The 21,016-nt window shown below is 71.0% G+C and carries 16 protein-coding genes; 7 read left to right on the top strand and 9 right to left on the bottom strand.

Annotated features, from left to right (window positions below):
• Positions 1 to 20: 20 nt before the first annotated feature.
• From AB0M02_RS36365 to AB0M02_RS36335, 7 genes are all read right to left on the bottom strand, one after another.
• Positions 21 to 2,450, bottom strand: coding sequence for a glycoside hydrolase family 3 N-terminal domain-containing protein (locus AB0M02_RS36365; protein WP_364235519.1), 2,430 nt, complete (start codon positions 2,448 to 2,450; stop codon positions 21 to 23).
• Between the two features lie 58 nt (positions 2,451 to 2,508).
• Positions 2,509 to 3,573: a cellulose-binding domain-containing protein gene (locus AB0M02_RS36360; protein WP_364235517.1), complete on the bottom strand. Its 1,065-nt coding sequence runs from the start codon at positions 3,571 to 3,573 to the stop codon at positions 2,509 to 2,511.
• A 157-nt stretch (positions 3,574 to 3,730) separates the two neighbouring features.
• Entirely contained in the window at positions 3,731 to 4,783 is a 1,053-nt protein-coding gene (locus AB0M02_RS36355) for a glycoside hydrolase family 43 protein (RefSeq protein ID WP_364235516.1), read from the bottom strand.
• Positions 4,784 to 4,932: 149 nt separating this feature from the next.
• Positions 4,933 to 6,852, bottom strand: a complete 1,920-nt coding sequence (locus tag AB0M02_RS36350; protein ID WP_364235513.1) for an amino acid transporter — start codon at positions 6,850 to 6,852, stop codon at positions 4,933 to 4,935.
• Positions 6,853 to 6,954: 102 nt separating this feature from the next.
• On the bottom strand, positions 6,955 to 7,284 hold the full coding sequence (locus AB0M02_RS36345; RefSeq protein WP_364235512.1) for a DUF1048 domain-containing protein: 330 nt from the start codon (positions 7,282 to 7,284) through the stop codon (positions 6,955 to 6,957).
• 1 nt (position 7,285) lies between these two features.
• Positions 7,286 to 7,642: a DUF1048 domain-containing protein gene (locus AB0M02_RS36340; RefSeq protein ID WP_364235511.1), complete on the bottom strand. Its 357-nt coding sequence runs from the start codon at positions 7,640 to 7,642 to the stop codon at positions 7,286 to 7,288.
• Positions 7,639 to 7,965 (bottom strand): PadR family transcriptional regulator, encoded by a 327-nt coding sequence (locus AB0M02_RS36335; protein ID WP_364235509.1) that lies wholly within the window; start codon positions 7,963 to 7,965, stop codon positions 7,639 to 7,641. Before AB0M02_RS36335 ends, AB0M02_RS36340 begins: the two co-directional genes overlap by 4 nt.
• Positions 7,966 to 8,261: 296 nt before the next feature.
• Here AB0M02_RS36335 and kdpF point away from each other — a divergent pair, with 296 nt between their 5' ends.
• The 5 genes from kdpF to AB0M02_RS36310 are packed head-to-tail and all read left to right on the top strand — an operon-like array spanning position 8,262 to position 15,369.
• Positions 8,262 to 8,351, top strand: coding sequence for a K(+)-transporting ATPase subunit F (gene kdpF / locus AB0M02_RS36330; protein ID WP_364235508.1), 90 nt, complete (start codon positions 8,262 to 8,264; stop codon positions 8,349 to 8,351).
• Positions 8,351 to 9,997, top strand: a complete 1,647-nt coding sequence (gene kdpA / locus AB0M02_RS36325) for a potassium-transporting ATPase subunit KdpA (protein WP_364235506.1) — start codon at positions 8,351 to 8,353, stop codon at positions 9,995 to 9,997. Before kdpF ends, kdpA begins: the two co-directional genes overlap by 1 nt.
• Positions 9,994 to 12,072, top strand: a complete 2,079-nt coding sequence (gene kdpB / locus AB0M02_RS36320; protein ID WP_364235504.1) for a potassium-transporting ATPase subunit KdpB — start codon at positions 9,994 to 9,996, stop codon at positions 12,070 to 12,072. The genes kdpA and kdpB overlap by 4 nt, the downstream gene beginning before the upstream one ends.
• A 5-nt stretch (positions 12,073 to 12,077) precedes the next feature.
• A complete protein-coding gene (locus AB0M02_RS36315) occupies positions 12,078 to 12,881 on the top strand; it encodes a potassium-transporting ATPase subunit C (protein ID WP_364235502.1) in 804 nt (267 codons plus the stop codon).
• A 4-nt stretch (positions 12,882 to 12,885) separates the two neighbouring features.
• The gene (locus AB0M02_RS36310; RefSeq protein WP_364235501.1) at positions 12,886 to 15,369 is read left to right on the top strand and encodes a sensor histidine kinase KdpD; all 2,484 of its coding nucleotides are present in this window, start codon (positions 12,886 to 12,888) and stop codon (positions 15,367 to 15,369) included.
• An 84-nt stretch (positions 15,370 to 15,453) separates the two neighbouring features.
• Here AB0M02_RS36310 and AB0M02_RS36305 read toward each other — a convergent pair whose 3' ends face one another.
• The gene (locus tag AB0M02_RS36305) at positions 15,454 to 16,116 is read right to left on the bottom strand and encodes a hypothetical protein (protein WP_364235498.1); all 663 of its coding nucleotides are present in this window, start codon (positions 16,114 to 16,116) and stop codon (positions 15,454 to 15,456) included.
• A gap of 173 nt (positions 16,117 to 16,289) precedes the next feature.
• On the opposite strand from AB0M02_RS36305, the gene AB0M02_RS36300 reads away from it, so the two are divergent.
• Both AB0M02_RS36300 and AB0M02_RS36295 read left to right on the top strand, forming a co-directional pair.
• A complete protein-coding gene (locus tag AB0M02_RS36300) occupies positions 16,290 to 17,174 on the top strand; it encodes a helix-turn-helix transcriptional regulator (RefSeq protein WP_364235495.1) in 885 nt (294 codons plus the stop codon).
• Between the two features lie 149 nt (positions 17,175 to 17,323).
• The gene (locus AB0M02_RS36295) at positions 17,324 to 17,572 is read left to right on the top strand and encodes a hypothetical protein (RefSeq protein ID WP_364235493.1); all 249 of its coding nucleotides are present in this window, start codon (positions 17,324 to 17,326) and stop codon (positions 17,570 to 17,572) included.
• 8 nt (positions 17,573 to 17,580) lie between these two features.
• On the opposite strand, the gene AB0M02_RS36290 is transcribed toward AB0M02_RS36295, so the two are convergent.
• A complete protein-coding gene (locus AB0M02_RS36290) occupies positions 17,581 to 20,994 on the bottom strand; it encodes a TIR domain-containing protein (protein ID WP_364235490.1) in 3,414 nt (1,137 codons plus the stop codon).
• Positions 20,995 to 21,016: the final 22 nt, after the last annotated feature.

Here is a 21,016-nt window from a genome sequence, read left to right as displayed (position 1 = left end):
TACTGTCAGCTATCGGAAGGTCACATACAAGTGACCCCGTTGAGCGTGAACGCGGACGGCCGCGGATTGCTCCCCGACGACGTCCCGTTGAACCCGAAGCTCGCCGACGCGCCGGGTGCCAGCGAGGCGTTCCACGACTCGCCCACCGCCGTCACCGCGGTGCCGGACTGGGTGACCCGCGCCGACCAGGACTGGGTGACGGTCTGCCCGGCGGTGAACGTCCACCGCAGCGTCCACGGGTTCACCGCGGTCGTACCGGTGTTGGTGACCGCGACGGTTGCGGTGAACCCGGTGCTCCAGTCGTTGCTGGTCCACGTCACCCGGCATCCGGCGCCGCCTCCGGAGCCGGCCTGGGTGGTCACGGTGAGTGCGGCGGACGGCGCCGACCGGTTGCCCGCCCGGTCCCGGGCGGCGACGGTGAAGGCGTACCCGGTCGCCGCGGTCAGCCCGGTCACCGCGTAGCCGTTGGTGGTGGTCGAGGCGATCAGCGCGCCGTCACGGTAGACGTCGTAGCCGTCCAGGCCGCTGCCGCCGGTGTCGGTGGAGGCGGTCCAGCTCAGCGTCGCGCCGGTCGAGGTCACCGAGGACGCGGTCAGGCCGGTGGGCACGCTGGGCGCGGCGGTGTCGGCCGGGCTCTGGGCATAGTTCAAGCCATATCCGTACGCGAAAAGCGGCGTCTTGCCGTCCCCGGTGTTGATCGGCTCCTGACTCGCCGAAGCCGGCCAGCTCACCGGCAGCCGCCCGGCCGGATTGTGGTCACCGAAGAGCACGTCGGCGACACCCGCGCCCTCGCTCCCCGGCAGCCAGGAGGCGAGCAGCGCGTCCCAGCCGTCGACCTGGCCGGCGATGTCGAGAGGCCGCCCGGAGACCAGCACCACGATCACCGGCACGCCGGCCGCCCGGAGCCGGGTCAGGACGGCCTGATCGGCGCTGTCCAGCCCGAAGCCACCGGGGCGGTCGCCCTCGCCCTCGGCGTACGGGGTCTCGCCGACGACCGCGATCGCCGCGCGGTAGGAGCCGTCGACGCCGGTGCCGTCCCGGTGGTAGGTGACCGTCGCGCCGCTGCCGACCGCCGACCGGATGCCCTGCAGGATCGTGGTACCCGGTACGGTGCTGCCGCTCGCGCCCTGCCAGCTCAGCGTCCATCCGCCGCTCTGGTTGCCGATGTCGTCGGCGCTCTTGCCGGCCACGAAGATCTTGCCGCCGGTCTTGGCGAGCGGCAGCACGTTGTTGCGGTTCTTCAACAGCACCTGCGACTCGCGTACGGCCTCGCGAGCCAGCGCCCGGTGCGCCGTGCTGCCCACGGTCGCGGCCTGGGACCGGTCGGCGTACGGGTTCTCGAAGAGGCCGAGCTCGAACTTCTGAGTCAGGATCCGCCGGTTCGCGTCGTCCACGCGCGACATCGGGATCTGACCGGCGGTCACCGCGGCGCGCAGGTAGCCGTGGAACGTCTGCCAGTTCTCCGGGACCATCAGCATGTCCAGGCCGGCGTTGACCGCGGTGACCACCTCGGCCTGGGTGAAGCCGGGCCGGCCGTCGATCTGGTCGACGGCCGCCCAGTCCGACACGGTGAAGCCGGTGAAACCCAGCTCGGTCTTGAGCACATCGGTGATCAGGTACTTGTGGGCGTGCAGCTTGAGCCCGTTCCAGCTGCTGAACGAGATCATCACCGATCCGACGCCGCGCTCGACCGCCGCCCGGAACGGCGGCAGGTGGATCGCCCGGAGGTCGGCCTCGCTGAGCTGGGCGTTGCCCTGGTCCACCCCGCCGGTGGTGCCGCCGTCACCGAGATAGTGCTTGGCGGTGGCGAGCACCCGTCCCGCCTGCAGGCCGGTGATCACGCTGGTCATGCTGCTGACCAGCGTGGGATCCTCGCCGAACGACTCGTAGGTGCGCCCCCAGCGGTCGTCGCGCGCGACGCAGACGCAGGGCGCGAACGTCCAGTCCTGGCCCGCGCCGGCGACCTCGGCGGCGGTGGCCCGCCCGATCCGCTCGACCAGCTCGGGGTCGCGGGTGGCGCCCAGGCCGATGTTGTGCGGGAAGATCGTCGCGCCGTACACATTGTTGTTGCCGTGCACCGCGTCGATGCCGTAGATCATCGGGATCTGCAGCGGGGTGGCCAGGGCGCCGCGCTGGTACGTGTCGTACATGTCGGCCCAGCCGGCCGGGGTGTTCGAGGCGGGCGCGGAGCCGCCGCCCGACAGAACCGACCCCAGCCGGTACTGCGTCAGTTGCGCGGCGGACACCTGCGCCCGCTCCGCCTGGATCATCTGCCCGACCTTGTCGTCGACGCTCATCCGGCTCAGCAGATCGCTGACCCGGTCGGCGACCGGCAGCGCCGGATCTTGGTAGGGCAGCACCGCGGCTGCGGCGGGTGCCGCGGGAGCCGAGGTGAGGCCGGCGATCGAGGCCATGGCGACCAGGGCGGCGAGACGTCGCGGAGTGCGCATGGCGCCGATCGTTACATGGGAGCGCTCCCATTACAATGAGGTTACATGCCAATTACGGTCAGGAGAGGAAGCTGCCGTACGGTCCGGCCAGGATCCGGTCCTTCTGCGCCTGGCTGAAGTGCGTGTTCGGGTAGTTGTAGAACGACGCCGACATCGGGGTCCCGTCGGTCGAGCTCGAGTCGGGCAGTCCGAAGGCGTGCCCGAGCTCGTGGACCATCCCGCCGTACCACCGGTTCATCGGCCCGTTGATGCCGGCGGCGCCGTCCGCGTCGTGTCCGCTGAGGATCACCCAGCCACCACCGCCGCCACCGCCCGAGCACGGTGCCTCGGCGCTGATCTCGCCCACGTTGATCCAGCGGCTGTCCGGCGCGCGCAGGGAGAGCTTGCGCAGCAGCTCCTGCTGCATGTTGAAGACCACCCACCAGTAGCACTCGTTGCCGTTGGGGGTGTTCTCGTACCAGGACCGGGGATGATCGCCGTTGACGACCTCGACGACCGGATCGTTGAGCGTGAACGTCCGGCCGAGTTCCTGCCGGTAGTAGCGTTGCGCCTCACGCATCACCGAGGCGATCCCGTCGACGTACCGCTGGTCGTACGCGACGTCGGTCGGCCGCAGCCAGTACGCGCGGACTGTCCGCTGCGGCGGCGTCTGCGGCGTGGACGAGGGCGTGACGCTCGGTGAGCTGGTCGGCCCCGGCGTGGTGGTGCCGGTGCAGGCGACGCCGTTGAGCGTGAAGCTTCCCGGCACGGGGTTGGTGGAGTTGTTCCACGAGCCGTTGAACCCGAACGTCGCGGTGCCGTTGGTGGCCAGGTTCGCGTTCCAGCCGGCGTTGACCGCCGTGACCGCGGATCCGCTCTGCGTGGTGACGGCGTTCCACGCCTGTGTCACCGCCTGGCCCGCGGTGAACGACCAGCGAAGGGTCCAGCCGGTGAGGGCGTCGCCCAGGTTCGTCACGGCGACCGAGGCGCTGAATCCACCGCCCCACTGGCTGCCGACGGTGTAGCTCACCCGGCAGCCGGACGCGGCGGCCTGTGCGGAGGTGACGCCGCTGATCGCGGCGCCGGTGACGGTGACGGCCAGGGCGGCCGCGACCACCGAGGTGTGGTGCGTTCGTTGCGACATCCTCGTTTCCTCTCGGGGTCCGGGGACAGGCATTCATAGACGTCTGTCCATCCATGCGCCACACCATCGCCCTCGAAAACGTTTTCGGCAAGTTTCGGTCCGAGCGGGCCGGGGGCACGCTCCGGCGCGGCGTGCCCCCGGCCCGAACCGTTGATGCCTAGGAGTCGCCGGCCGGGCCCGGGATCGAGACGCCGGTCCGCACCGGTGTGCCCAGGTTGGGCGAACCGTCCGAGTTCCAGTTGATCTTCTGGGCGCGCGTGGTCCGGGTCGTCCCGCAGCCCTGGCTCGACGACGAGTTCGCGTGGTAGACGATCCACATCTCCGAGCCGTCGGGCGAGTTGACGAACGAGTGGTGGCCCGGTCCGTAGACGCCGTTCGCGTCACTGCGCTGGAAGATCGGCGCCGACTTCTTGGTCCAGGAGCCGGGCGACATCGGGTCACCGCCGGTCCACGTGAGCTGGCCGAGCTTGTAGTCGGGCGTGTTGCAGGAACTCGCCGAGTACGTCAGGAACGTCTTCCCGCCGTGGTACAGCGCGTACGGCCCCTCGTTGACCGCTCCGCCCTGCCGTTCCCACGACAGTGACGGCGTGGAGATCCGCACGCCGTTGCGCGACACCTGGATCGGTGACGACATCGGCGCAATGAACAGGCTCTGCTCCCCGCCGCGGAACGCGGAGTAGACGAAGTGGTCGGGCCAGCCGTTGAACCGGACCACGCTGCCGTCGATCGCCCAGCCGCCGTTGGGTTCGAGGTTGAGGATGCCGCGGTAGGTGTAGGCCCCGTACGGGTCCGTGGTGTTGCTCTCCAGCACGCCGGTGCGGCGCTGGCCCTGGCCGGGCGACGGCTCGGCCGAGAAGTAGATGTACCAGCGGCCGTTGGTGTACTGGATGTCCGGCGCCCACATGGTGCAGCAGCCGGGCCCGGCGGTCAGCGTGAAGAGCGTCTTCTCGGCCGCGGTCTTCAGGCCGGCCATGGTCGACGCCCGGCGCATGATGATCCGCGAGGACCAGGTCGTGGCCACGTAGTACCAGTTGCCGCCGGAGTAGGCGATCGAGGGATCCGCGCTGTTCGGCGTGCCGACGAGGGGATTGGTGAACGAGGGTCCGGGTGCGGCGATCGCGGGTGAGGTGGGGACGGCCACACCCAGCGTCGAGACGAGTACGGCGGCGACGACCATCCGTCGCGCTGTTCGCAGTTGTTTCACGAGCATCGGAACTCCTTTCCGTGGGGGACGGCGCCGGAGACCAAAGCATCGACATCAGTCTCTGCTCGCAAAGACTGTGAAGGTTAACAACCACACTGTCAAGGTTTCGCGCCTGTTACGGCACAGAGCGGGTGATCGCGTTGTTAGCGCTCATCTCAGCCGACGTGAACGTGGGGGCGCCGCCTGCGGTCGGGCTCGGCCTGGCGGATCATCTCGCGGGTCACCGGCGCCACCTCGCCCTGCCCGAAGATCAGGTAGCGGGCGAAGTTCGCGACCGGATTGCCCTCGGTCCACTCGAAGTAGATGTGCGGCCGCCGGTGGGTCTCGTCGCGGATCCACAGCAGCAGCGCGGCGAGGGCGCTGGGCACCGAGGAGCTCTCCACGGTGAGGACCCGGTAGCGGTTGTGCAGCAGCTCGCCGCGCACGTGCAGCTCGGTCTCGAAGTCGGACGCGTCGCGGACGGTGACCTCCACGAACAGGATGTCGCTCTGGTCGGCCATGTCGTTGTCGGCGATGATCTGCGCGATCTTCTCGGAGTACTCCCGCGCGTCACGCTGGTCGGGCTCGTTGGCGATCAGCCTGACCTGGTGGCGGCCGAGGTCGCTGAGGAACCTCGTCGCGGCCGGGTCGGCGTCGATGTGGGTGACCCGCAGCTCGAAGGCGCGGAAGATCCGCGACAGCAGCGAGACGGCGAGGATGGCCAGGATGAAGCAGCCGGCGATCTTCACGCCGTCGGGGCGCTCGATGACGTTGTCGACGGTCGTGTAGGTGAACACGACGGAGATCGCGCCGAACGCCCAGGTCCGGGCGCGCTGCCGATCGCGGTGGGCGGAGAGGGTCACGGCCACCGCGGCGGAGGTGATCAGGACGAGTACGCCGGTGGCGTACGCGCCGCCCTGCGCGTCGACGTCCGCGTCGAAGATCCACGTGATCAGGAACGCGGTGAGCGTGAAGACCAGGACCAGCGGGCGTACGGCGCGAGCCCATCCGGGTGCCATGCCGAACTTGGGCAGGTATCGCGGGACCAGGTTGAGCAGCCCGGCCATGGCCGAGGCGCCGGCGAACCACAGGATCGCGATCGTGGCGACGTCGTAGAGGCTGCCGAAGGCGTTGCCCAGGTTCTCGTGTGCCAGGTACGCCAGGGCCCGGCCGTTCGCCGCGCCGCCGGGCCGGAACTCCTCGGCCGGGATGAGCACGGTCGTGGCGACGCTGCTGGTGATCAGGAAGACGCTCATGATGACCGCGGCCGTGGTGAGCAGCCGTTTGCCACCGCGGATCCGCTGCCGCAGGTCGCCCTTGATGTGCGGCATGACGGCCACGCCGGTCTCGAAGCCGGACAGGCCGAGTGCCAGCTTCGGGAACGTGAGCAGCGCGATGCCGACCATCGCCAGCGGGCTGCCGTGCGAGGTGGTGAGCGCGGTCGTCCAGTCGGTGACGGCGTGCGGGTGGGTCAGCACCTCCCACAGCGCGTCGCCGATGACGACGACGTTGAGGCCCAGGTAGACGGCGACCAGGGCGACCGCGATGCCGATCGCCTCGGTGAAGCCCTTGAGGAAGACCGCGCCGAGCGCGGCGATCAGCAGCAGCGTGACCAGCACCTCCCGGCCCTGCCACGCCTGGGGCCAGAAGGGGTTCTCGTCGATGTGCGCGGTCGCGTCGGCCGCCGACAGGGTGATCGTGATGATGAAGTCGGTGGCCGCGAACCCGAGCAGGACCAGGACGAACAGCTTGCCCTTCCAGAACGACAGGAGCCGCACCAGCATCGCGATGGAGCCCTCGCCGTGCGGGCTGTCGGCGGCCACCCGCCGGTAGACGGGCAGCGCGCCGAGCAGCGTGACCAGCACCAGCACCAGGGTCGCCACGGGCGACAGGACGCCCGCGGCGAGGGCGGCGATGCCGGGCTGGTAGCCGAGCGTGGAGAAGTAGTCGACACCGGTGAGGCACATGACCTTCCACCAGGAGTGGGGCTTCTCCACCGGGTGTTCGTCGTGCGGGCCGCCGGGCCGCGAGCCCGGCTCCCGGAGGCCCTTCAGCAGCCAGGTGCGCAGCGCGCTCGGCTCGGCCGTGGCCGTCATCGTCTCTCCCGGCGAACCCTCGGCCGGGCTGTTCCCCGCCGTACCCGGAAATCCTCACACCCGGGAGCCGGGTGACCGGGGCGGTGGCGCGTTAATAAAACGTCAAAGTACGTCGGGTGGCGGGGTGTTGTTGTCGAGGGACTGCTGGAAGAGCTCGGCGTACGTGGGTGAGTCCTTGATGAGGTCGTCGCAGAAGGCGGCGACGTCGGTGCCGATGAGCTCGATGACGCCCTTGCCGGAGGCGGCGCCCTCGGCGAAGAAGTCGACGATCCCGGGGAGCAGGTCTCCCTCGATCAGGTTGACCGGCCCGACCTTGAAGAGGTATTTCTCCATCTCCTTGTAGACGATCCGGTAGTCCGGCGGGAGCGCCTTGACCCGGGCGACGTGCCCGCGCCACTGCTTCTTGCCCTCGATGATGTCCTGAATGCCCACGTCAGCCTCCCAGCCTGCGCAGTTTGCGTGCGACGTTGCGGTTCAACTGGTCGCGCCACCGGTCGCGGTAGGTCCGGGCGCCCTTGCCGCCGGCCAATGCCGCGCAGAAGCCGGGGATGTCGTCGCCCAGCACGTCGTCGATGCTCTGGCCGTCCGCGGAGGTCTCCTCGAGGAGCCCGAGGGCGCCGTCGAGAATCGGCATGAGGTTGCGGCCGGTGAAGCTCCCGAAGGGGAACATGTTCTCGACGATCTGTCCCCATGCCGCCTGGTAGTCGGCCGGCAGTGCCTGTGCCCGGGTTTCGAAGGCCTTCCACTCCCGGGTGAGGTCGTTGCCGGTGATGGTCTCCCAGAAGTTCATCTCCCGCCCTCCTTGAGACTGTCGATGCGTGATGAGACGTACTGCCATTTCGCCCAGAACGTCGCGAGTTCCCGCCGCCCGGCGTCGTTGAGCGTGTAGAACTTGCGCGGCGGGCCCATCTCGGACGGTCGTTTGGTCACCTGCACCAGCCCGTTGCGCTCCAGTCGCAGCAGGATGGTGTACACCGTTCCGTCGATGACGTCGGTGAAGCCGAGGTCGTTGAGGCGGCGGGTGATGGCGTACCCATACGTCTCCTCGCCACTGATGATCTCCAGCACGCAGCCCTCGAGAGTGCCCTTCAGCATCTCCGTCAGATCGTCCACCGCGGCTCCTTCCCGTCTCCGGTACCTCGTGTCACCGGGTACCGCTATACGGTAACACCGAGTACCGCTATCCGGTAGTACCGAGTACCGGCGTCAACGGCGCGTCAACAACCGTGAGTCCGGCGTATGCAACGCGTGAACAGCCGTTAACGACGGCGTCCCGGCGCGCTTCTCTGGGGGAGCACCACCCGAAACACCTTCACCTTCTGGGAGTCCTCCGTGGCTGATCTTCTGTTCGTCGTGCTCACGGTGGCGCTGTTCGCAGCGCTGACCGTGCTGGTCAAGGCGGTCGAACGATGAACGCCGTCAACGCCGCCGGCCTGATCCTGGCCGTGCTTCTGGCCGCCTTCCTGGTGGCCGCCCTGCTCTTCCCGGAGAGATTCTGATGACCGCCTGGCTTCTCGTGCTGACGCTGGTGGCCGCGCTGGTCGCGGTGTACCGGCCGTTCGGCGACTACATGTACCGGGTGGTCTCCGGCCGCCGGCACAACGCCGCCGAGCGGGGCGTGTACCGCCTCGTCGGGGTGGACGCGAACGCCGAGCAGACGTGGGGTGTCTACGCCCGCGGCGTGCTCGCCTTCTCCGCTGTCTCGATCCTGTTCCTCTACGCCTTCCTGCGGCTGCAGGACCGGTTGTGGTTGTCGCTGGGCCTGCCCGCGGTCACCGACCACATCGCCTGGAACACCGCGGTCAGCTTCGTGACGAACACGAACTGGCAGGCGTACTCCGGTGAGTCCACGATGGGCCACCTGGTGCAGATGGCCGGGCTGGCGGTGCAGAACTTCGTCTCGGCGAGCGTCGGCATCGCCGTGGCGGTCGCGCTGACGCGCGGGTTCGCGGCGCGCGGTGCGGCGACGCTCGGCAACTTCTGGGTCGACCTGACCCGCGTCACCCTGCGCATCCTGCTGCCGCTGTCGGTGCTGTTCGCGATCGTGTTCATGATCGGCGGCGTCGTGCAGAACCTCTCCGTCGGCACCGACGTCACCACGCTCACCGGCGGCACGCAGCACATCACCGGCGGCCCGGTCGCCTCGCAGGAGGTCATCAAGGAGCTGGGCACCAACGGGGGCGGCTTCTACAACGCCAACTCGGCGCACCCGCTCGAGAATCCGACGGCCTGGACCAACTGGTTGCAGCTCTTCCTGATCCTGCTGATCCCGTTCAGCCTGCCCCGGGTCTTCGGCCGCATGATCAATCAAAACCGCCAGGGGTACGCGATCGCGGCGGTCATGGCGATTCTCGCGCTCGGCAGCATCGCGCTGACCGTCGCGTTCGAGATGCACGGGGCGGGTACCGTCCCGCAGGCCGTCGGCGCCGCGATGGAGGGCAAGGAGACCCGCTTCGGCGTTCCCGGCTCGGCGACCTTCGCCGCCGTGACCACGCTGACGTCCACCGGGGCGGTCAACTCGTTCCACGACTCGTACACCGCGCTCGGCGGCATGATGCCGATGGTCAACATGATGCTCGGCGAGGTCGCGCCGGGAGGGGTCGGGTCCGGTCTCTACGGCGTGCTGATCCTCGCCACGATCACGGTGTTCGTGGCCGGGCTGATGGTCGGGCGCACCCCGGAGTACCTGGGCAAGAAGATCCGGGCCCGGGAGATCAAACTCGCGTCGCTGTACTTCCTCGTGACGCCGGTCCTCGTGCTCGCCGGAACGGCGGCGGCGTTCGCCACCGGCAACAACGCCACCGCGCTCAACGTGGGCCCGCACGGTCTCTCCGAGGTCCTGTACGCGTTCACGAGCGCCGCCAACAACAACGGTTCCGCGTTCGCCGGCATCACGGTCAACACGCCCTGGTGGGACACCGCGCTCGGGCTGGCCATGCTGCTCGGCCGGTTCCTGCCGCTGGTCCTGGTCCTGGCGCTGGCCGGCTCGCTGGCCCGGCAGCAGCCGGCGCCCGAGACCGACGGCACCCTACCCACACACCAGCCGCTCTTCGTCGGCATGGTCGCCGGCGTGACCGTCGTGCTGGTCGCCCTCACCTTCCTCCCCGCCATCGCTCTCGGACCCCTCGCGGAGGGCCTCTCATGACCACCGTCGTCGAAGAACAACTCGTCGTTCAGGGCGAGGAACCGCCGCAGCCGGTGAAGGCCGGCCTGCTCGACCCGAAGCAGCTGTGGCGCTCGCTGCCGGACGCCCTGCGCAAGCTCGACCCGAGGGTCATGTGGCGCAACCCGGTGATGTTCATCGTCGAGATCGGCGCCGTGTTCACCACCGTGCTCAGCATCGTGGAACCCAGCCTGTTCGCCTGGCTGATCACGGTCTGGCTGTGGCTGACCGTGGTGTTCGCGAACCTGGCCGAGGCCGTCGCCGAGGGACGCGGCAAGGCGCAGGCCGCCGCGCTGCGGTCGGCCAAGCGGGACACCGTCGCCCACCTGAGGGACGGCCGTGCCGTCCCGGCGCCCGAGCTCCAGCTGGGTGACGTCGTGATCGTCGAGGCGGGCCAGATCATCCCCGGTGACGGCGACGTCATCGAGGGCATCGCCAGCGTCGACGAGTCGGCGATCACGGGCGAGTCGGCCCCGGTGATCCGGGAGTCCGGCGGCGACCGGAGCGCGGTCACCGGTGGCACGAAGGTGCTCTCCGACCGGATCGTCGTGCGGATCACCCAGCGGCCGGGGGAGAGCTTCGTCGACCGGATGATCGCCCTGGTCGAGGGCGCGAACCGGCAGAAGACCCCGAACGAGATCGCGCTGAACATCCTGCTGTCGGCCCTGACGATCATCTTCCTGCTCGCGGTGGTCACCCTGCAGCCGCTGGCGATCTTCTCCAAGGCGTACCAGGCGGCGGCGCCGGACACCGCGGCGATCGACGGCCACGGCGTCACCGGCATCGTGCTCGTCTCCCTGCTGGTCTGCCTCATCCCGACCACGATCGGGGCGCTGCTGTCGGCCATCGGCATCGCCGGGATGGACCGCCTCGTGCAGCGCAACGTCCTGGCGATGAGCGGCCGCGCGGTGGAGGCGGCCGGCGACGTCAACACCCTGCTGCTGGACAAGACGGGCACGATCACTCTCGGGAACCGGCAAGCCGCGTCCTTCGTACCCATGTCCGGTGTTGATCTGAAAGATCTCGCCGACGCGGCGCAACTCGCCAGCCTGGCCGATGAGACGCCAGAGGGGCGGTCGATCGTCGTGCTGGCCAAGAAGGATCACGGATTGCGGGAGCGTGAGGTGGCCGGGGCGAGCTTCGTGCCGTTCACCGCGCAGACCCGGATGAGCGGCGTCGACATCGGCGAGCGGAAGATCCGCAAGGGTGCCGCGAGCGCCGTGATGGCCTGGGCGAAATCGGACTCGGCCGAGCTGAGCGAGATCGTCGACGCGATCAGCGGATCGGGCGGCACACCCCTCGTGGTGGCCGAGAACGATCGCGTGCTCGGAGTGATCCACCTCAAGGACGTGGTCAAGTCCGGCATGCGCGAGCGATTCGACGAGATGCGGCGCATGGGCATCCGCACCGTCATGATCACCGGCGACAACCCGCGCACCGCCGCCGCCATCGCCGCCGAAGCGGGCGTCGACGACTTCCTCGCCGAGGCGACACCCGAGGACAAACTTGCCTATATCCGCAAAGAACAGCTCGGCGGGCGGCTGGTCGCGATGACCGGCGACGGCACGAACGACGCGCCCGCCCTCGCGCAGGCCGACGTCGGCGTCGCCATGAACACCGGCACGTCGGCCGCCAAGGAGGCCGGCAACATGGTCGACCTCGACTCCGACCCGACGAAGCTGATCGAGATCGTCGAGATCGGCAAGCAGCTTCTGATCACCCGGGGCGCCCTGACGACGTTCTCCATCGCCAACGACATCGCCAAGTACTTCGCGATCATCCCGGCGATGTTCGCGGCCGTCTATCCCGGCCTGGACACGCTCAACATCATGCGGCTGCACTCGCCGGGCTCGGCGATCCTCTCCGCGGTCGTCTTCAACGCGATCGTCATCGTTCTCCTGATCCCCCTCGCACTCCGCGGGGTCCGCTACCGGCCGTCGTCGGCGAGCCGCCTGCTCCGCCGCAACCTGCTGATCTACGGCCTCGGCGGCGTGGCCGCACCGTTCCTCGGCATCAAGCTCATCGACCTGCTCATCCAGCTCATCCCCGGGATCTGATCCGAATGCGACTTCCTGCCTGGCTTGCCCAGCACCTCGCCGCGCTCCGCGCGCTGCTCGTCCTCACCGTCGTCCTCGGCCTCGCCTACCCGCTGCTCCTGGTCGGGGTCGGCAAGATCCCCGGCCTTGCCGGTCCGGTTCTGATCGGCCAGTCGTTCGCCGACGCCGACGGCAACCCGGTCCCGAAGTATTTCCAGAGCCGGCCGTCGGTGGCCGGTTACGACCCCACGTCCACCGGGGCCAGCAACCTGGGCCCGGAGGACGTGGTGGACACGCCCGACCGGCAGAGCCTGCTCACCCAGGTCTGCGCCCGGAGCCTCGCCGTCGGCAGGCTCGAGGGGGTCGACGGCAGCCGCCCCTACTGCACCGGCGACGGTGTGGGCGCGGTCCTCGAGGTGTTCCGGCGGGACGGACTTACCGGCCCGATCACCCGCGTTGTGGCGGTCAACGGCCCGGCGTTCGTTTCCACCTACCAGGGCGTTCCGGTCGAGGCCGGACCGGCGGCGGTCAGCGGGGGAGTGATCACCCCGATCCGCGGCGACGCCCCCGCGAACCCGGCCGTGCCCGCCGACGCGGTCACCGCCAGTGGCAGCGGCCTCGACCCGCACATCAGCCCGGAGTACGCCGCGCTCCAGGTCCCGCGCGTCGCGGCTGAGCGGGGCCTCCCCGAGGAGCGGGTCCGGGAGCTGATCGCCGGGCACACCACCGGCCGCGCTCTCGGCTTCCTCGGCGAGCCCGGTGTCGACGTGCTCGGGCTCAACCGCGCCCTCGACGGGCTCGCGCAAGCCCGCGCCCTCGACGGGGAGTAGCGCGATGGCACGCGGGGAGCTGCGCATCCACCTCGGTGCGGCGCCGGGCGTCGGTAAGACGTACACGATGCTCGAAGAGGCCCACCGGCGTGCCGAACGCGGAACCGATGTGGTGATCGCGCTGGTCGAGACGCACGGCCGCGAACACACCGAGGCCATGATCGGTGACCTGGAGGTGGTGCCGCGCCGCGAGATGACCTATCGCGGCGCGGCCTTCACCGAGATGGACCTCGACGCCGTCCTGCGGCGGCGCCCCGCGGTCGCGGTCGTCGACGAGCTGGCACACACCAACGTCCCCGGCTCGCGCAACGCCAAGCGCTGGCAGGACGTGCGGGACCTGCTCGACGCCGGCATCACCGTGCTCACCACCGTCAACATCCAGCACCTGGAGTCGCTCAACGACGTCGTCGCGCGGATCACCGGCACCGAACAGCGCGAGACGGTGCCCGACGCCGTCGTCCGCGGTGCCGAGCAGGTCGAGCTCGTCGACATGACCCCGGAGGCGCTGCGCCGCCGGATGGCACACGGCAACGTCTACCGGCCAGAGAAGGTCGACGCGGCGCTGGGCAACTACTTCCGTACCGGCAACCTCACCGCCCTGCGCGAACTCGCCCTGCTCTGGCTCGCCGACAAGGTCGAGGACCAGTTGGGCAGATACCGGGCCGACCACGCCATCGACTCCACCTGGGAGACGCGGGAGCGGGTCGTCGTCGCGCTCACCGGAGGGCCGGAGGGTGCGACGCTCGTCCGGCGGGCGTCGCGCATCGCGGCGCGTACCAAGGGTGCCGACCTGATGGCGGTGCACGTGGTCCGCGACGACGGCCTGGCCGGCGCCAACCCGGCCGCCCTGGCCCGGCAGCGGGTGCTCGTGGAGAGCCTCGGCGGCAGCTACCACCAGGTCGTCGGCGCCGACGTCCCGCGCGCCCTGCTCGACTTCGCCCGCGGCGCCAACGCCACGCAGATCGTCCTCGGCGCCTCCAGCCGCGGCCGGTTCGCGCAGCTGTTCGCCGCCGGTGTCGGCGTCACCACGATCGCCCGCTCCGGTTCCATCGACGTGCACCTGGTCACCCACGAACGCGCCGGCCGGGGACGGAGCCGGGGCCCGGTGCCCGCGGCGCTGTCCCCGGGCCGCCGGATCGCCGGGTTCCTCACCGCCCTCCTCGGCCTGCCGCTGCTGACCGCTGTGCTCAAGACGGCACCCGCCCTGCCGCTGGTCGACGACATCCTGCTGTTCCTGGTCGCGGTCATCGGTGTCGCGCTCATCGGCGGGCTCTGGCCCGCCCTGCTCTCGGCGGTGGCCGGCTCGCTGCTGCTCAACTGGTTCTTCACCCCGCCGGTCGGCCGGTTCACCATCGCCGAGGGGCAGAACCTGCTGGCCCTCGCGATCTTCGTCGTGGTCGCCATCGCCGTCAGCTGGGTCGTCGACACGGCCGCGCGCAAGACCCGCCAGGCGGCACAGGCCACCGCCGACGCGCAGACGCTCGCCACGGTGGCGGGCAGCGTGCTGCGCGGCGAACGGCCGCTGACCGCCCTGCTCGAACGGCTCCGGGAGACGTTCGGCCTGGACTCGGTCACTCTTGTGGAGGACGGCGCGGTCGTCACCGCGGTCGGCGGGCCCGCCTGCGGCCGGACCGCCGACGCCGACGTCGAGGTCAGGGCCGGCGACAACCTGCTGGTGCTCCTCAAGGGCCGTCTGCTCCGGGCCTCCGACCGGCGGATCGTCGAGGCGTTCGCCGCGCAGGCCGCGGTCGCCCTCCGGCAGGAACGCCTCACCACCGAGGCCGCCGCGGCGAAACCGCTCGCCGCCGCGGACCGGCTCCGCACGGCCCTGCTGGCGGCGGTCAGCCACGACCTGCGTACGCCCCTCGCGTCCGCCAAGGCCGCGGTGGCCGGCCTGCGCAGCGGCGACGTACGGTTCGACGACGACGATCGCGCGGAACTGCTGGCCACCGCCGACGAGTCCCTCGACCGCCTCGACCGGCTGGTGGCGAACCTGCTGGACATGAGCCGCCTGCAGGCCGGCGCGCTCGGCGTCGCCGCGATCGACGTCGGCGCCGAGGAGATCGTCCCGCGCGCGCTGGACGAGATCGGCCCGGCCGGCCGCGACGTCGTGGTGCACGTCCCCGACGACCTGCCGATGCTGCGCGCCGACCCGGGCCTGCTCGAACGCGTCCTCGTCAACATCGTCGGCAACGCGCTGCGCCACAGCCCGCCGGACCGGCCACCGGTGATCACCGGCAGCACCCACGGCGACATCGTCGAACTGCGCGTCATCGACCACGGCCCCGGCATCCCGGAGGACCGCCGGGAGGAGGTGTTCCTGCCGTTCCAGCGCCTCGGCGACCGCGACAACGGGACCGGCACCGGGCTCGGGCTGGCCCTCGCACGCGGCCTCACCGAAGCCATGGGCGGAACCCTCACCCCGGACGACACCCCGGGCGGCGGCCTGACGATGATCCTCACCCTGCCCGCCAGCGGCACACCCTGATCCGCACGCAGCCTGGCCGGCCGGTCGCCCCGGATTCCGCCGGCCGGCCCGGGGAGGGCCCAGCCGTGCGATGCGGCCCGCCGATCAGCGGGACGCGGGCCTCGGCTGGTCGCCGTTCGGCCGGCGGGGTGCCGGCGGTGCCTGGTCGCCGTTCGGGCGGCGGGGTGCGGGCGGTGCCTGGTCGGCGGCGGCGGCGCGGTCGCGGGCTATTTTCGCGAGGCGGGCGGCGGTGCCCGGGTTGATCCGGTGGCCGCCGGCCGTGAGGAGTTTGTCGAGCTCGCGGTCGGTGGCGATCAGGCACGTCGTGGGCAGGCCGTGTGTGCTGAGCGCGCCCACGCCGGCGAAGGCGAGCACCGGCGTCACCGGCACGTTGACACCGGCCGCGGTGGACAGTGCTTCGGCGGCGCGGCTCGCGGCGCGGCGGGCCTCGACGACGTACGGGAGCCGCCGGCCGTCGATCTGCACCACGTCGCCGACGACCAGGACGCGGGAGAGTCCCTGGTCGGCGATGGTGACGGCGTACACCCCGCCGGGACCGATCGCCAGGAACCCGGCCCGCGCGCGCAGCGAGTGGCTCTCGTCGTGCCGCCGTGACAGGCCGGTCTGCGACCAGTCGACGAAGTGCCAGCTCTCCCCGAGGCGGCCGAGGCGCCCGAACGCCCGCGCGCCGGCCACCTCGAGACGGCGGTCGACGCGGTCAGCCCGGCGACGCCGCGCCCATTCCGCTGGTGACAGTCTCGTAGACATCCGCCCACCGTAACTCTCGTCCCAAAACCGGCCACACCGTACGCGCCGGGCAGCGCAGGGGCGGAATCCCCCAGCCGAGTGTGAGAGCGTATGAGAGGGAGGATGCACGATTGAATGCACGTGCACACGGGTAACGCCGGTTCGAGTCGACTGCCATGGCCCGGGGAGGACTCATGACGCCGACCTTCTCCGACGATCGTGGCGGTCCCACCGCCCTGCGCATGCGGGTCGGGGCACGCCTGCGGCGGTACAGGCTGGCGCGACAGGTCTCCCGGGAGGACGCCGGCTGGCACATCAGGGCGTCCGAGTCCAAGATCAGCCGGATGGAGCTGGGCCGGGTCCCGTTCAAGGAGCGTGACATCGCCGACCTGCTCTCCTTCTACGGTGTGGAGGGCGAGGAGATGCAGAGCCTGCTCACGCTCGTACGCCAGGCGAACTCGCCCGCCTGGTGGCAGTCACTGTCGGACGTCGTACCGCCGTGGTTCACGTCGTACCTCGGGCTCGAGCAGGCCGCCTCGATGATCCGCACCTACGACCTGCACTTCGTCCCGAACCTTTTGCAGACCCCGGAGTACACCCGGGCGCTGCTGGAACTGTCCCGTTCGTGGTCCCCGGAGCAGCTCAACCGTCGGATCTCGCTGCTGCAGGGGCGCCAGCGGGTGCTGCGCGGCCCGAGCCCGGCGATCCTGTGGGCGGCGGTGGACGAGACGGCGCTGCACCGCCCGCTCGGGGGACCGGACGTCATGCGCCGTCAGCTGGAGGCGCTCGCCGAGGCCAGCCAGTCGCCCAACGTCCGGCTGCACATCGGCTCGTTCCAGGCGGACACGCTGGCCACGGCCGGTCTGCCGTTCACCATCCTGCGCTTCGCCGAGCCGGAGCTGCCCGACATGGTCTACATGGAACAGCCGACCAGCGCGACCTATCTGGACCGGCCGCTCGACGTCGAGCAGTTCGCCCTCGCCGTGGATCGCGCCTGCGCCACGGCCGCGCCCCCGAACCGGGCGGCATCCGTCATACGGGATATTCTGCGCTCGCGCACCGTCGCAACGTACCCATAGCGGTCAGCTGTTCATCGGATCCATCACGGCCGATCTTCCATTCCGGGCCCCCGTGTGCATATGCACGTGCACAAGCACTTGATTCTGCGAGTGCAGAAGCACAACCTTTGTCTTCAAGCAGCGGCAGCAGACAGCGATGGGATACGGCCATGGACAGGAATCGGGGTCCCGGCAGGCCGGTGAGCCAGTTCGACCAGCAGGACTACTGCTTCGGCACGGAGACCCTCCGGCTCCGGGTCGAGCGCGTCCACTGGGACAGCCCGGTGGACTACCAGGGCGACCTCTGGTACGAGGTGGACGGCGTCGAGGTCAGCTCCACCGGCCAGGAGATCGGGCACCGGCGCGTGCTGATCCGCGCCCGGCGCCTGACCGCGCTGCCCTCCAACCGCCGGCCGTGACCGCCCCGTCAGCAGGTGGACCGGTGCTCGAGCTCGGGGATGTACCGGGCCCACTCCTCGGCGTTGAGACCGCGGCCGGTGATCGCACAGGCCTCGCCGCTCGGGTCGGCGCGAAGTTTCTCCGGCACCGAGTAATCCCAGAGCGTGACGGCTCGGCTGCCGCCGGCGGCCAGTGTCCGCCCGTCCGGGCTGAACGCCAGGTCGCGGGTCCGGAGCTGGGTGTGCGCCAGCGTGGCGAACCGGACCGGGCTGCTCGGGTCGGTGACCTCCCACAGCCGCGCCTCGCTGATCCCGCCGGTGGCCAGGGTGTGCCCGTCCGGGCTGAAGCCCAGCCAGCTCGATCCGTTGTCGGAGCCCGTCAGGGTGGCGAGGCGGTGCGGCTGGCCCAGGTCGGCGATGTCCCAGAGGCTCACCGATCCGTCGTATCCGGCGCCGACCGCCAGGGTGCCCCCGTCCGGGCTGAACGCCATCGTGAACGAGGAGGTGCCCATGGAGAGCTCGGCGTGGCGTGCCGGGGCGGACCGGTCGGCCAGGTTCCACAGCGTCACGTTGTATCCCGCCGCGACGGCCATGGTCTGCCCGTCCGGGCTGAACGCGATCGTGGCCATGTACTTGCGGTCGGAGACCTCGGCGAGCCGGGCCGGCCGGGTCCGGTCCGACAGGTCGTACAACGTCGTCCTGCCGTCGAGGTGGCCGACCGCCAGGGTGCGGGCGTCGGGGCTCAGCGCCAGCGCCTGCACGGTGTCGCCGCCGTCGCTGATGGTGGCCAGCGGCACCGGCTCGGCCGGCCGGGTCATGTCCACCAGCTTGACCACCTCGTCCATGCCGCCGACCGCGAGGGTGCGGCCGTCCTGGCTGAGGTCCATCTTCTGGATCCGCCCGCTCGACAGCGACTGTGACGGGTTCTCGACCGGCCGCGCCGGATCGGTCACGTCCCAGGTCAGAGCCGTTCCCGGCGCGTCGGCGGCGATCAGCGTGCGCCCGTCGGGCCCGAATGCGACGCCCACCACGTCGGCGGGGGACGGCCGGGTGAGGGCGGCGACCACGTCCCGCGCGAACGCGCCCCGGGTCTTCCACAGCGTCGCCGTCCCGCGTTCGCCGGCGGTGATCAGCATCTGGCCGTCGTGGCTGAGCGCGATCGACCGGATGGGGCCGTCGCGGCCGGTCAGGACGCCGACCCGGCCCAGCAGCCCGGTCTGCCCGGGAATCGCGCCGAGCGTCAGGTTGCGCAGTCTGGTCGTGCCGGCCGAGTCGCTGACGGCCAGCATCAGCCCGTCCGCGGTGAACGCCATCCGGGTGAGTTCGGCGTCCCCGGTGGCCGCCTCCAGCGAGGAGCCGCGTGCCGGCTTGGCCGGGTCCCGCAGGTCCCACGGCACCACCAGCTCGTCCTTCTCCTCGACGGCCACCACCTGCAGCGTCGGGTTGTACACGACTATCCCGTCGGGACGGGCGTTGCTGATGGTGGCGAGCTGGGCCGGGCGGGCCGGATCGGCCAGGTTCCACACGGTGGCGGTCGCGCCGCTGGTCACCGCCGTGCGCCCCTCCGGGCCGAACGTCAGCGAGTGCGCCAGCGGCAGCGTGGCGACGGCGGCCGGAGCCGCACCGGGCGGCGCGTTCCACAGTGTGGTGTTCCGGTCGCGGTTGCTGGTGGCGATCGTGCGCCCGTCCGGGCTGAACGCGAGCGTGACGACCCCGGCGGCGTCGGGGAGCTCGGTCGTCCGCGCCGGGTGGGCCGGGTCGCTCACGTCGAACAGCACCGCCGCGGACTGCCCGTCGAGGACGGCGAGGCGGCGCCCGTCCGGGCTGGACACCAGCGTCTTCCGGGCCGATCCGCCGGCCGGCACACCGGCGAGCCGGACCGGCTGCGCCGGGCGGGAGATGTCCCACAGCGAGACCGTCCCACCGGCCTCGGCGGTGGCGAGCACGCTGCCGGCCACGGTGACGGCGTCGGTGACGTCGGCGAGCGTGCCGGCGTAGTTGGTCGACATGACCAGGTGGCTGAGCTGGTCGCCGGTCTGCTCGTCGGAGTGCAGCTGCCGCGCGGCCACGCCCAGCATGAGCGCCTTCTTCGGGTCGAAGTCGATCATCGCGCGGGCCCGGTCCATCAGCCGCTGATTGATCGCGATCCGCCGTTGCAGGGCCGCTTCCTCACGCTGACGGCGCGCCTCCTCGGCCGCCTCCCGGGCCAGCTGCTCCTGCTCCCGCGCGATCCTCTCCTGCCGCAGCCGTTCCTCGGTCGCCTCGCGGGCCAGTTCCTCATGCTGCCGCGCGAGCTGCTCCTGCTGCCGCGCCCGGGCCTCCGCCTGGTCGGCGAGCTCCTGCTGCCGCAGGGCGTCCTGCTCGGAGCGCCGGGCGTTCTCCTGCTGCAGCGCCGCGTCCGCCGCGTACCTCTGGGCGTCCTTCTTCTGCCGCCGCGCGTCCTCGGCGTTGCGGCGGGCGTCCTCCGCGCTGCGCCGGGCGTTCTCCTTCTCCCGGCGGGCGTCCTCCTGCCGGCGCCGGGCGTCCTCGGAGCTGCGCCGGGCGTTCTCCTGCTGGCGCCGCGCGTCCTCGGAGCTGCGCCGGGCGTTCTCCTTCTCCCGCAGCGCGGTCTCCTGCTGCTGGTCCGCGTTCTCCTGCTGCAGGGCGGCGTCCGCGGCCGCCTCGTCGGCCAGGGCGCGCTGCTCGTCGGCGAGCTGCTCCTGCCTGCGGGTCTCGGCCGCGGCGGCCTGCGCCTGGCCCTCCTGCAGCTGGGCGTTCGCCTGCTGCCGCCGCGCCTCCACGTCCGAGGCGCTGGCCCGTCCGGCGTTGCGCATCGCCAGGATCCCGCTCAGCGAGGCCACCAGGCCCAGCACCAGCACCGTCGCCATGGCCGCCGACCACATCCGGCGGGCCCGCCGGTGCTGGCGGACGTCCTCGCTCTCCAGCTCGTCCTTGCTCACCCCGTGCATCGGCGCCGCCAGCTGCGCCATCGCGTCGCGGAACCGGGCGTGCCGCAGGTTCAGGTGCAGGTCGTCGCGGGCCCAGCGCAGGTCCAGATAGAGCGGCTCCTCGGCGAAGACCCCGCGCAGCGCGGCCGGCACCGCCGTGGAGTCCTCGGTGAAGTCACCGGTCGCGGCGTCCCAGCGCCACTCGCCGTCGGTCAGCACCGGCAGGATCCGCCGGGGCGACTTGGTGGCGACCCAGTGCTCGACCTCCTTGTTGACCCACGGCGACCGGGCCGCCTCCGGCGAGGCGAGCAGCACGAAGTACTGCGAGCCGTCCAGCGCGGTCTCGATCGACGACCACAGGCCGGGCGTCACCGACAGCCCGGTCTGGTCGCGGAAGATCCACAACGCCCGCCGCCGGTGCCACGGCTTGGCGAGCCGGTGCAGGCCACGCTGTACGGCCGGCGCGAGGCGCCCATCGGCGGCATGGCTGTACGAGATGAACCCGTCGAAAGGCATGGCCCGGTCCCCGTGGTCGGAA

It is taken from the genome of Actinoplanes sp. NPDC051861 (assembly GCF_040681145.1).
In the GTDB taxonomy this organism is placed as follows: domain Bacteria; phylum Actinomycetota; class Actinomycetes; order Mycobacteriales; family Micromonosporaceae; genus Actinoplanes.
The sequence above is the reverse complement of the archived record's forward strand: the minus strand, read 5'-3'. Positions and strand labels throughout refer to the sequence as shown.

Excerpts from the sequence above, each read along its gene's own strand:
- AB0M02_RS36355 (WP_364235516.1), bottom strand. The coding sequence starts at position 4,783 with ATGCTCGTGAAACAACTGCGAACAGCGCGACGGATGGTCGTCGCCGCC.
- AB0M02_RS36350 (WP_364235513.1), bottom strand. The coding sequence starts at position 6,852 with ATGACGGCCACGGCCGAGCCGAGCGCGCTGCGCACCTGGCTGCTGAAG.
- AB0M02_RS36295 (WP_364235493.1), top strand. The coding sequence starts at position 17,324 with ATGGACAGGAATCGGGGTCCCGGCAGGCCGGTGAGCCAGTTCGACCAG.
- AB0M02_RS36360 (WP_364235517.1), bottom strand. The coding sequence starts at position 3,573 with ATGTCGCAACGAACGCACCACACCTCGGTGGTCGCGGCCGCCCTGGCC.
- kdpA (WP_364235506.1), top strand. The coding sequence starts at position 8,351 with ATGACCGCCTGGCTTCTCGTGCTGACGCTGGTGGCCGCGCTGGTCGCG.
- AB0M02_RS36340 (WP_364235511.1), bottom strand. The coding sequence starts at position 7,642 with ATGAACTTCTGGGAGACCATCACCGGCAACGACCTCACCCGGGAGTGG.
- kdpB (WP_364235504.1), top strand. The coding sequence starts at position 9,994 with ATGACCACCGTCGTCGAAGAACAACTCGTCGTTCAGGGCGAGGAACCG.
- AB0M02_RS36310 (WP_364235501.1), top strand. The coding sequence starts at position 12,886 with ATGGCACGCGGGGAGCTGCGCATCCACCTCGGTGCGGCGCCGGGCGTC.
- AB0M02_RS36315 (WP_364235502.1), top strand. The coding sequence starts at position 12,078 with ATGCGACTTCCTGCCTGGCTTGCCCAGCACCTCGCCGCGCTCCGCGCG.
- AB0M02_RS36290 (WP_364235490.1), bottom strand. The coding sequence starts at position 20,994 with ATGCCTTTCGACGGGTTCATCTCGTACAGCCATGCCGCCGATGGGCGC.
- AB0M02_RS36305 (WP_364235498.1), bottom strand. The coding sequence starts at position 16,116 with ATGTCTACGAGACTGTCACCAGCGGAATGGGCGCGGCGTCGCCGGGCT.
- AB0M02_RS36300 (WP_364235495.1), top strand. The coding sequence starts at position 16,290 with ATGACGCCGACCTTCTCCGACGATCGTGGCGGTCCCACCGCCCTGCGC.
- kdpF (WP_364235508.1), top strand. The coding sequence starts at position 8,262 with ATGAACGCCGTCAACGCCGCCGGCCTGATCCTGGCCGTGCTTCTGGCC.
- AB0M02_RS36365 (WP_364235519.1), bottom strand. The coding sequence starts at position 2,450 with ATGCGCACTCCGCGACGTCTCGCCGCCCTGGTCGCCATGGCCTCGATC.